This is a genomic window from Sphingobacterium sp. WM (assembly GCF_029542465.1).
In the GTDB taxonomy this organism is placed as follows: Bacteria; Bacteroidota; Bacteroidia; order Sphingobacteriales; family Sphingobacteriaceae; genus Sphingobacterium; species Sphingobacterium cellulitidis.
This window is the reverse complement of sequence record NZ_CP120709.1, coordinates 3191656-3203489: the sequence shown is the minus strand read 5'-3', so window position 1 is coordinate 3203489 and position 11834 is coordinate 3191656. Positions and strand designations below refer to the sequence as shown.

Sequence of the window (11834 nt, the reverse complement as noted above, 5' to 3'; positions counted from 1 at the left end):
AATAAAACAAAAACGGTCAAGAAAACTCTTGACCGTTTTTGTTTTATCCATTTACCAAGATTTGGTTTCGTGGTAATTTCTTTTGAATCATATACCGATATCTAAAATAGAGTAGGATCGAAGAAGTCAACAACCCAAGGGTTAATCCATACCAAATCCCTTTTACTCCTATTTTCATTTCGATGCCTAAATAGTAAGCAACTGGAAGTCCAATAATCCAATATGCAAAGAAGGTAATGAAAGTAGGGATATTTACATCGCCCATTCCTCTTAAAGTTCCTAATCCCACCACTTGTGTTCCATCGAATAATTGAAACATACCAGCAATGATCAATAACTGAGAGGCCATCATAACCACTTCTTGATCTTTAGTGATGATATACGGCAAATATTGATTAAACAAGGCAAAAATAATAGCACACACAATCATAAATACTAAAACCAGGTGATAGGATACAGTGGCAAATTTTTGTAACCTAAAGAAGTTTTTATTTCCATAAGCATTCCCGACTTTAATTGTAGCAGCCGATGCAATTCCACTGGCCATCATATAAGTCATTGCAGCCAATGTAATAGCAGTTTGATGGGAAGCTTGTTCAACGGCTCCGATCTTTCCCGCAATCAATGCGGCTCCTGCAAATGCGCCAATTTCAAACACATATTGCATCGCGACAGGACCTCCAATTTTAAGAATCTTTTTAACTCTGGAAAAATCAATGAATTTAATGGAGAAGTGATCGATATAAAGTTTAAAGTTTTTGGAACTTAAAACGTACCATGCCATGACGATCATCATTAAGATACGATCTATCAAAGTTGCAATACCCACACCACGAACCCCCATAGGTTCAATCCCAAACATTCCCTTAACCAAGATTACCGCAATAACAACATTCAGCACATTTCCCCAAATTGTAATATTCATAGCCTGTTTGGTGAACCCTAAGCCTTCTGCGAATTGCTTAAAAGTATTGAAAACCATGAGAGGCAAGATGGATAAGCTAAGTATTAATAAATAAGGTTTAGCCGTTTCTACGACTTCAGGGTCTTGATCAGCATGCTGCATAGCATACATAGAACCATAAAACACAAAGAGAAAGAGAAGAATGGCGGAGACAATATTCAACCAAAAACTATTGGAAAGTAGTTTCGCACATTCTTTAATATTATGCCTTCCATTTTCTTGAGCTATTAAAGGGGTTAGTCCATAAGCAATACCAATTCCAATGATCAAAACCACCATAAAAACTGAGTGTACCAATGATACAGCTGCTAACGGAATAGTACCAGCAAAGTGCCCCACGATCATAGTGTCGGCAGTTTGTACAAGCGTATGACCAAGTTGTGAAATAACAACTGGTCCGGCTAATGCCATTGTACTGAGATAATACTTTTTGTTGGATTTGAAGTTCTGCAGCATATAAAAAATAGTAAAGAGCACAAAGGTACAAGTAAAAAATTGCTTCTCGAATCGTGGTGTAAAAGAACTTAATATTTCTAAAATAGAAACAAGATGTTGTAACATGAAATACTAGTCATATAGGTGTTTTGCTTAAACTCTATTTTGATTGCTGTCCTGATTATGTCAAAAATTTCTCGGAAAGAAAAAACTAATTCAATCAGGTGGTGTTTTAGATAAACTATGTTGTTGCAGTTATAAGTATTATAGGGCTGGTTATTAGATAGAGTAGGAAATATATGTTGTCGTAGATGGGCTACAAATAATATTTTTGAGCTAAATACCGCATTATCAGTATAATTTAATCTTAATTTTTCAAAATTACAATAGAGTCACACTAAAATTATCTATAATGAAAAACCAATCTTTATCCGGTAAGAGGGACTATACCTCGCCGCGGATAGAAATTATATCAAAGTCATGATGGAACATTCCATCGCGGCGGGATCAGCTACTGCCACATTTAAGGGGCCAGGAAATGATTCACCATTTGTTGATTCATGGAATTCCACTCTTAATGATGGAACTTCTGACGACGTATTCAAAACACATAAAGAGAACTGGTAATTTTTTGAATATCACATGAAAAAGATCTTTTTTAGTTTAGTAATTGTCGGTTCAATTCTAAATTTTAGTTGCAGTAAAAATACTGATCAACCCAATACTACTATTACCTCAGGGGTTTCCTTTATCGTTGATGGAGAAACTGCTCTTCAGGAGTCTGATAGTAAAAGTACTTCTGCTGATATTTCGCCTAGTAACGGGAGTAGGTTAAATAAAACGGTAGTTGTAAATTCTGCTCAAAAAGCTGATAAAGAATTTATTTATATTAAGGAAGAATTAGGTTCAGCGGAAGCATTAATGGCTAATTCTGGCAATTCTACTTCAGGAGATAATAAAGCCGTTGCTCCAGTTTATCCTGATAATTATATCCCTGGTTCTCCAGTTAATGGGGGAAGACCACTTACCAATGGAGTTACATTCCGAGTTTTGGTCTATGATATGGCAGGGAAATTTGTGGAACAAGTTGACGGTAAAGTCGGTAGTACTCCTCCAGTAGCAAAAGAATTAAAACAAGGAACTCAGTATAAATGGTATGCGTATTCATATTATAGTACAGAAGCCTTGCCTGCTATTTCAAATAATTTAAAACCTACTTTTAATGTATCAAATGAAGATTTCTTGTTTGCATCAGGAAATTTTACAACTGGAAAATCTTCAAATTCCTCAATTCCTAATATTGATGTTTCCATCACATTTAAACATGCGATGGCGATGGTAGAGGTTGGGGTCTTGGTAACAGGATTCAGTGCAAAGGCAGACTTAAATGCTTTTTTAGGAAACTCTACGGACAGACCTTATATTAGAGCGAACTCCAATGTATTAGAACAAGGTGTATTTGATCTATTAACTGGGAAATTTATTTCAAAATCGAAGATAGCGAGCGCAGTTAATATCAACGCTAGAAGGAACTATGCGGCTGATATTCAATTTCCAAACACATCATATCATGGATATTTCTTTACTGTACCAGGTGGAGATAATGAATATAATAGCAATTTTGTTTACAGCATTCATCCATGGGCATTACTTGATAGACCAGCAAATCCACTGAAATTCAGCAAATCTTATAATGACAAAATAAGAATTGGTAGAGGGAAATATACCAGAATCACGATTATTCCATTGGATAATGGAATTCAAGTTCCGGCAACTTCTAGTGTAGTAGCCACAAATTGGTCTAGGGGAGACTTGTATTACGATGCTGGTACGCAGGGTTTTACTGGGCCATCTGAAGGTCCGACTAGGTTTCAACATAGAAATCATGAACCAAACTCTATCTTTTATGCTAGTACATTCCAACCTAATGGTTATCCAAATCCTATAATGTCATATGGGCAATCGGAAGCAAAATATGGTAGTACATATTATTTATCAGGGAAAATGTGGCCTTTAGGTATTACTCCTGTTATTGATGGTGACCCATGTCATGATCTTAGGCCTAATGGAAATGACCTTAATGATCAATGGAGAACACCTACCGTTGATCAGGCAAAAGGATTGGCAGCTTATATTAATTCATATTCAGGTACAGGAAGAATTAGTGCAACAAGAAATGATGGGAAGAAATCTGTGTTACTTACAGTGAATGTCAATGAACAGAATTCGCCGGATGAATGGTCACAAAGAATTACCTTTGAACTGAAAAGATTTACAGAACCTAATGGAAATACTCATCAGATGAACGCGGCAAGTTACCTTCAATTAGTTCGACAAAGACTACAGGTTATGCTTATTTCTGGTTAAAAAAGCCATATGCAAATTCTTATGCTTATTTGGAATTGTATTATGATAGCAGCATACAAAATAAATTAAGAGCAAAAGTTTATAGTTCGAAGGTTACATCAGCTGCAAATGATGTTTATCCCGCAACACTTAAAGCTACGAACGGAATGAATGTAAGATGTGTGCGGAATTTTAATTAAGGGTTCATTTGAGATCTCTGAAATTTTAAGTTTCAATAATTCAAATATTAAATAATTTCAATAAACGAAGCCGAGGAAGAAATTTCCTCGGCTTCGTTTATTGAAAGGCGATTGGTCTATTGCCAGTAGGGATTGATTTTCCTTGGATTTTGTTTCTAAATATTTACATGAAAAAATTGCTGAAAAAAAATAATAGACTTACCTTAGCTTATTATCAAATAATAAAGTAGAGATGAATTTAGCGTTTTTGAACATTGGTACCCAGGAGATGATGCTTATTATTTTAGTAGCATTATTACTGTTTGGTGGCAAGAAATTACCAGAATTGGCGCGAGGACTGGGACGTGGTATCCGGGAATTTAAAGATGCTTCTGAAGGGATAAAAAGAGAGATTTCAGATCAGATAAATAACTTTGAAAAGGAAATTGACGATATCAAAACGGATATTGAAAAAGAACCTGAGGAAAAGAAAGCTGAATCTACAATTGATCAAAACTTGGAGCAAGTAAATGCGGCCAATGAAACAGAGGAACAATCAGAGGAAGGCGTTATTGAGAAAAAAGTACCACAATTTACTGCACCTGCAGGAACTTATGAGCATCAGCCTTATACTACTCCTACAAAAGACGATTATTACAGCTATGGTTATAATGATCATTTTGCAAGTAATGATGTTCCAAATGCAGAAGAAACTTCGACAGAGGGAGAACCCAAAGAAAGTTCTGCACCTGATGTTGAAGAAAATCCTTTATCGGATAATAACTCAAAAAAAGCCTAAAACAATTAAGAATTCTATATCGATAAGCTGTTGGAATCCATTCAACAGCTTTGTTTTTTCATTTTAATATTTTTTATGATTACTTCCCACGAGATTATCGTTTCGAAAGAATTGTCGATCAACGAGAAACAAGTGATTACAACCATTTCCCTTTTAGACGAAGGGGCAACGGTTCCATTTATTGCAAGATACCGTAAAGAATTAACCGGAAGTTTGGATGAAGTTCAGATTACTGCCATTCGCGATCGTATTCAACAATTAAGGGATTTGGATAAACGCAAAGAAGCGGTATTAAAATCCATCTCAGAGCAAGGTAAGCTGAGCCCGGAGCTTGAGGTTCAAGTGAAATCTGCTGAAAGTATGTCAGCCTTAGAAGATATTTATTTACCATATAAGCCAAAGAGAAAAACCAGAGCTTCTGCTGCTCGTGAGAAAGGTCTGCAGCCTTTAGCTGATTTGCTGTTATCACAAGATAAAATTGATGTGGAGTCTAATGCCAGTTCCTATATTGATGAGGAAAAAGGTGTTCAGACTGTAGAGGAAGCATTAGCAGGAGCGAGGGATATCATTGCCGAACAGATTGCAGAAGATGCTGATGTTCGTGCTCATGCTCGTAAAACCTTGTTGAACAAAGGGAAATTTGTTTCGCGTGTTGTTCCTGGAAAAGAGGAAGCAGCTTTGAAATATAAGGACTATTTCGAATGGGCAGAATCCTTGAAAGATGCTCCATCACACCGTGTTCTCGCGATGCGAAGAGGGGAGAAAGAAGAACTTTTATATCTAGATATTGATATTGATGAATCAGAAGTAATTCCAGGAATTGAAAAGCAATTCATTAAAGGGAATAATGATGCTAGTAATCAGGTATCCTTGGCTTTGCTAGATAGTTACAAGCGACTTCTGAAACCATCGATGGAAACCGAGATTCGTGTCTTAACCAGACAAAAAGCGGATGAAGAAGCAATCAAGGTTTTTGCTGATAATGTTCGTCAATTGTTGTTGGCAGCACCACTGGGTCAAAAAAGATTGCTAGCAATCGACCCAGGATTCAGAACAGGATGTAAAACGGTGGTTTTGGATGCACAAGGGAATTTGCTTGAGAATACAGCTATTTTCCCACATAATGGAGCTGCAGGTCAAGCTGAAGCTGAACGTGTCATTAAGCGTTTGATTTCTGCGCATGATATCGAAGCTATTGCTATTGGTAATGGAACAGCAGGAAGAGAAACCGAAGACTTTGTTCGTAAAATGAATATGCCAGGAGCAACCATTGTTATGGTAAATGAAAGTGGAGCCTCCATTTATTCAGCTTCGGAAGTTGCAAGGGAAGAATTTCCAGATTACGATGTGACTGTTAGAGGAGCAGTTTCCATTGGTAGAAGATTAATGGATCCCTTAGCTGAATTGGTAAAAATCGATCCTAAATCTATTGGTGTTGGTCAATACCAACATGATGTCGATCAGAACAAACTCCAGTCGGCATTGGATGATACCGTTATGTCCTGTGTAAACTCTGTTGGGGTTGAATTGAATACAGCGTCTAAACAGATTCTAGCTTATATTTCAGGTTTGGGACCTGCATTGGCGCAGCAAATCGTAAATTATAGAAAAGAAAACGGTCCTTTTAGTTCTCGGAGAGAATTGAAAAAAGTTCCTCGTTTAGGGGATAAGGCTTTTGAACAGGCAGCAGGATTCCTGCGTATCCGGAATGCAGACCATCCGCTAGATGCTTCTGCAGTGCACCCAGAGCGTTATGCCTTAGTGGAAAAAATGGCTAAGGATATCAATATATCGATCCAAGATTTGATGAAGGATGAACAAGCAAGAAAACGTGTTGATCTTAAAAAATATATTTCAGACGAGGTTGGTTTGCCGACATTAAATGATATTATGTTGGAATTAGCAAAACCCGGTTTAGACCCTCGTGAGAAATTTGAAGCCTTTTCATTTACGGATGGCGTCAATAAGATTTCTGATTTGAAAGTTGGAATGAAATTGCCAGGAATCGTTACGAATATTACCAATTTCGGTGCATTTGTAGATATTGGTGTTCATCAGGATGGATTAGTTCACTTAAGCCAATTGGCAAATCATTTTGTCTCTGATCCTCATGAAGTTGTCAAAGTGCAGCAGCAAGTTATGGTAACTGTTACTGAGGTTGATGAAAAAAGGAATCGAATTAGTTTAACAATGAAAACTGAGGACAAAGCGCCTCGAAAATCGAATGATAAACGTTCTTCTGACAAGCGAAATGACAAGCGTCAAGAGCGAGCCCCAGAAACAGATATGGCTGTAAAATTAGCAGCATTAGCGAGCAAATTTAAATAAAAAAAAGACGATCAACATTGATCGTCTTTTTTTTGAGCATTTATCCGCCATATTATCTCAAAATTTTAATAACTTAAATCCATGATACTAGATGAATTTAAATCAACCCTAAAAGACTCTCAACCTAATTCCTCTTGGGATGTTTCAATTCAAGCCTTATGGTATGATGCTAAAGGCGAATGGAAAAAGGCACATGATCTTATCGATCATTTAAATGATAAGGTTTCAGCACATATTCATGCTTATTTACATAGGGTGGAAGGTGACTTATGGAATGCGAGATATTGGTATAACCGCGCGAAACAACCTGAATTCATTGGAAGTTTGGAGGAAGAAAGAGAGCATCTTCTTCAACTTTACCTTAATTAACCTTTTGACTCGTATCTGAGGAGTTCTTAATGCTATCCTGAGGAATATTAGGAATGGTTAAAAGACTGTCTTTTTTAGGTTTCCAAGTCCACATTTTTCTCCAAAACTCTCCTAAAGTGTTGAATTCTTGTCGATAAACCAAGCCGACAGCATTGATGTAATCATCCGTTGGGGTAAATAAGATATTTCTAGTATTTAACCTGTTGTAGGCTCTGAACATTAAACTTCCATCTCTACGAATTTTATAGGTCAGTTCAGCGTCGGTGGCTACTTGATTGGAAAAAAATGTTAAATCGGTCGTTTGAATATTTCTACGGTCAACAATTCCTCCCGTTAATACCAGGCGATCATCAAAGAATCTAAAACTTGCGGATGCATCGTTCAAAGATCGGATATTAAAGTCCAGGAAATTAATATTCAAGGATTGTGCAAGGATATTATTAAGCTGGTTAAATGCTATTTCAGTTCCTGCAGATAATAAAGTATTGTTTACCTCGCGTCCAATCTCGCCAGAATTACCTGTTGTAAAACTTCTTCGAATGATCAAGCTCAAGGCTTGTTGGTTGACATTGTTCGCATCACTAAAATAAGCTTGCAATTCATCCTTGACATAAGGAGTTTGCGGAAAATTTAGATCAAAGGAGACGTCAGGCTGGCTTAAAGTCCCTTTGATTATCATATCCGCTTGTGCCAGTACGCGTTCATCTGTTCCCGCCCGCCCGGCAGCATTGTATAAATCACCTATGGATGTTCTTTGCTGATAGACGGCAGTAATATTAACTGTAGCCCCAGAAGGCGAACCTGTCCATCTGATAGTGCCTCCTTGTTTGATATCGAAGTATTTATTGATAAAGTCCTGTGCTGTAAAGTGAAATTTTCCAGAATTAATGGCATAGTCACCAAACATTTCAAAGTCTCCCAAACTGGAAATCTTTAAGCTAATTTCCCCTGTTCCTGTTCCCTTCAATGAACCAATATCAGTCTGAAGATTTACCTCCGCACTAGGAGTTAATTCTAGATCCATATTCATCGTCATTCCCTTCAGAAAATATCGACTTGCATTTTCTTTATTGATAGTGGAATCCTTACTGACAAAATAAATGAAATCACTTTCTGAAACAGTCATTGCAGAATTGAAAGGAATACTTATGGTGGTGTTATCTTCAGATCTAGCTTTGATATTAATGTCAATAGCTGATGTATATCCTTTAAACTGATAGGTGCCTGTAGCATAAGCAGTACCATAATACAAATTGTTGTCCTTGTATGTGGTGTTTAAGATCATGACATTATTCGTTGCCACATCCACATCAATAAATGGATTGCTTAGATTGGATAGATTGACCACTCCGCCTGCATTTGCTTGATGCCCTTTGGAATCTGTAAAAACCAGGTTGTTCATCATCACCGCATTCTTGTCAATCATGACAGATTGATTGTTCAGGTTATAAACGGTCTTTAGGTAATTGACCTTGAAGGAGGCTGATTCTATACTGGCCGAGCCATTGATCTGCGGGTTCTTTAATGTCCCAGAAATATGTAAATCAGCGTCCATCTTGCCTTGTAAATCCGAGGCAAGTGTTCTGATAAATGGTTGGAATAATATAAGCTCAGCCTGATTTAGCTTTCCTTTTAAATTTATGGCCTGCTCACCCGAAGCGACTTGATATGTGCCATTGAGGGTCAGACCTCTTTTGCGATCATCTAATAATTGGAAATCCAGATTCGCAACTTTTTTATCTGGATCAAAATCAGCTAATAGAACTAATTGTCCAATTGGAATCTGATTCCAAACCAATGGAGTAGTTGTAACATTGGCAGAAAGATAGGGCTTTTTGAAAATCGAGTGTAACTCGATATTTCCATTCAGTTCTCCATCCAAATGAATACCCATAGGTTTTGTCACAGTTTCCATGGAGTGAAGATTAAAACGCTCGAATTGAATATTCAGTTTATCATCCTCATTCGAAAGAACTCCATTAAATTCCACTTTCTGATTTCCTTGGCTGGCAATTAGATTATTTAAATAGAATTTACCCTTGGATACACGCATTTCAGCATCCTTATTGAATGCCCATGGTTCATGATTCACTACAATTGTCGATTCATCAAATCGAATATAGGCAGGTTTATTATGGGCAAAATGGATATTTCCATTCAACCGCATATAGTTTTGCTCCGTTTCCTCAGCGCCTTTTATATTGAATAATAGGCTATCCTTTGCTAGGATATTGTTAATCTCAATATTATTGACAAAAATACTATCTGTAAGAAAGATTTTATCGGCCTTTAGATTGAGTGAAAAAGCTTTTTCGTCAGCATTCTCCTGAATATTTAGATTTTGAAGACTAATCCCTTGATACTTTACAAATGGACTAAATGCACTGAATTGAGCCGTATAATCTTCGGAAGAGAAATGGGCTTCTAATGTTGCCCCATCCTCTAAGGTTAAAGTCGGATCAAGGAATGCTGAAACTGGTTCAAAAGATTTAATGTTCAATTCTAAATCAAATATCTGTGGATTGAATGGTTCTGTTTCTAATCCAATGGCAGGAGCATATCTCATGGCAATTGCCTTGAAGTAGGGAACTAGCGTGTTCAAATCTATTACTCCCTTCATCTCAGCGTCCAAAACATTAGATTTTAAGGTTAGTAGCCTATCTGTTTCATTCCCTTCGGCCTCAAAAAAGACATCCTCAATGCTGAACTTACCCTTGCTAGTTTCAATTGATATTTGGTTAGCACGTAGATCTCCATTCAGGTTGTTTAGGTTATTTCCCGTTAAATGTGTGCTTATATTTGAATCGTAAATAATTATGCTGTCCTTCTTGACAAAACCCAGATTCTTTAGGTTGATTTGGTCAATCTGAGTGTCTACATTATAAATACTTTGGTCACCTTGAAGGTGGATCTTAGAATCATAGGCTAAGGCAACATTTCTATCGCTAATATGTCCATTGACTTCAATTTGTTCCTCAAATAAAAAGGCGTCCACTGAAATACTATCATATTGATAATTATTTAGCTGAAACCTTCTTAAATCCCCAATAACATTAAGTTGGATTTCCTTGAAATCTAAGTTTTGACCGTCAAACTCTAAATTGAAGGCAGTATTTTTTATAGAATTCGAATTTATTAGATTTCCAATTTGGAACTCATCAGAACGTACTGTTCCAGCGTAAAGAATATTCTTTTGAATATCAATTTTACTTTTTGTTGCTAATTTTCCAAGATCTGTTTGAAAAGATCCATCCACATCAAATAAATTGTACAGACCATTAAATGAACCTGAAAATTTTATTTTACCCATGCGGTGCAATTGTTCAGGTAAAGTAAATTCAGACCTGTTTGAAAGCTCAGGTACCAATTTTTCTACGTCTTCAGCAGTAGTCAGTAGTTGATCTGCCTTAAAATCAAATATAGTTTTATTAATATCAGGTAACCCTTTAATGCTGAAATCTCCGACTAATCTGGTTTCATCTCCGGTTTGAATATCCGCATTTCTAACCCTCATATTGGCAACTGTTCCAAGAACATCTCCTTGGTTAACCTTTGCTTTGAATCGCACAAATTTCATGTCCGGAGCAAAGTATTCAATGTCTTTTGAGTCCACAAATACGTTTGCCATACTTGCTTGAATATGGACCTTCTCAATAAAATCTGAAAAGTCACCAAATTCCTTGTAACTGAATTTTAAGTGTTTTCCTACGACAGAGTTATTCGTTAGGAGTTTCAAATCGTTAAAATCCATAGAATGATCGCTGACCAGGGCGTCAGCACTCAATTCGCGCAGAATAAATCCTGACTTTTCCTGGAAAGTTAATTTTTTGATTTTTGTTGTCAATGAACTGCTATCCTGTTGGATATTGCTTAAGTTGCCCGACAGATGTACTAATTCAATATCTGAAAAATCGATTCCTTTGCTATGGTGCTTTTGGGTGTGATTTAAGATTTTTATATGATTATCAACTAAATTGACTTCATATAATTTGAGCTCCATCTTCTTTTTTGGAGCAGTTTGTTTTTTCTTTTTGGGACTAAAATAATCGATGAGGAACTTAATGTTTGAACTGTCCTTGTAAACTTGAAAATCTACATAGGCTTTTTCAATATTTAAACGTTCTATAACTATTTTATTTTGAAAGAAATCAGTTAAAATAAGATCTGCGTTTAACTTCTTAGCGGAAATAATTTGATTTCCTTGCTGATCAGATAAACTGAAATCATGAAGGTTAAGTTCTGAGAAAGGTTTAAAGTAAATGCTTCCAATTTCAACTTTGGCATTAAGTTCTTTGGAAAGATATTTGGCTACTTTTTTACTGACAAAAGTCTGAACAGAGGAAAATTGTAGAGAGAATAACAAGATCGACAGCAAAGCAAGGATACTGAGCAGACTAATCAACGTTATTTTAAG

The 11834-nt window shown here is 36.5% G+C and carries 7 protein-coding genes; 5 read left to right on the top strand and 2 right to left on the bottom strand.

What is annotated here, in order from left to right; all coding sequences use genetic code 11:
- Positions 1–43: 43 nt before the first annotated feature.
- Positions 44–1420: an MATE family efflux transporter gene (locus PZ892_RS13635; protein WP_094256212.1), complete on the bottom strand. Its 1377-nt coding sequence runs from the start codon at positions 1418–1420 to the stop codon at positions 44–46.
- Positions 1421–1879: 459 nt separating this feature from the next.
- Here PZ892_RS13635 and PZ892_RS13630 point away from each other — a divergent pair, with 459 nt between their 5' ends.
- From PZ892_RS13630 to PZ892_RS13610, 5 genes are all read left to right on the top strand, one after another.
- A complete protein-coding gene (locus tag PZ892_RS13630) occupies positions 1880–2026 on the top strand; it encodes a hypothetical protein (protein WP_169715155.1) in 147 nt (48 codons plus the stop codon).
- A gap of 15 nt (positions 2027–2041) precedes the next feature.
- Positions 2042–3766 (top strand): fimbrillin family protein, encoded by a 1725-nt coding sequence (locus tag PZ892_RS13625; RefSeq protein WP_094256211.1) that lies wholly within the window; start codon positions 2042–2044, stop codon positions 3764–3766.
- Between the two features lie 411 nt (positions 3767–4177).
- The gene (locus tag PZ892_RS13620; RefSeq protein ID WP_094256210.1) at positions 4178–4723 is read left to right on the top strand and encodes a twin-arginine translocase TatA/TatE family subunit; all 546 of its coding nucleotides are present in this window, start codon (positions 4178–4180) and stop codon (positions 4721–4723) included.
- 75 nt (positions 4724–4798) lie between these two features.
- Positions 4799–7051, top strand: coding sequence for a Tex family protein (locus PZ892_RS13615; protein ID WP_094256209.1), 2253 nt, complete (start codon positions 4799–4801; stop codon positions 7049–7051).
- A gap of 81 nt (positions 7052–7132) precedes the next feature.
- Complete coding sequence (locus tag PZ892_RS13610) at positions 7133–7420, top strand: hypothetical protein (protein ID WP_094256208.1); 288 nt, start codon at positions 7133–7135, stop codon at positions 7418–7420.
- Here the strand turns inward: PZ892_RS13610 and PZ892_RS13605 are convergent.
- Positions 7413–11822 (bottom strand): translocation/assembly module TamB domain-containing protein, encoded by a 4410-nt coding sequence (locus tag PZ892_RS13605; RefSeq protein ID WP_229678359.1) that lies wholly within the window; start codon positions 11820–11822, stop codon positions 7413–7415. The two genes, PZ892_RS13610 and PZ892_RS13605, sit on opposite strands and share 8 nt — an antisense overlap.
- Positions 11823–11834 lie beyond the last annotated feature (12 nt).

Coding starts and splice junctions, on each gene's coding strand:
- PZ892_RS13635 (WP_094256212.1), bottom strand. CDS start 1,420: ATGCTGCAGAACTTCAAATCCAACAAAAAGTATTATCTCAGTACAATG.
- PZ892_RS13630 (WP_169715155.1), top strand. CDS start 1,880: ATGATGGAACATTCCATCGCGGCGGGATCAGCTACTGCCACATTTAAG.
- PZ892_RS13625 (WP_094256211.1), top strand. CDS start 2,042: ATGAAAAAGATCTTTTTTAGTTTAGTAATTGTCGGTTCAATTCTAAAT.
- PZ892_RS13620 (WP_094256210.1), top strand. CDS start 4,178: ATGAATTTAGCGTTTTTGAACATTGGTACCCAGGAGATGATGCTTATT.
- PZ892_RS13615 (WP_094256209.1), top strand. CDS start 4,799: ATGATTACTTCCCACGAGATTATCGTTTCGAAAGAATTGTCGATCAAC.
- PZ892_RS13610 (WP_094256208.1), top strand. CDS start 7,133: ATGATACTAGATGAATTTAAATCAACCCTAAAAGACTCTCAACCTAAT.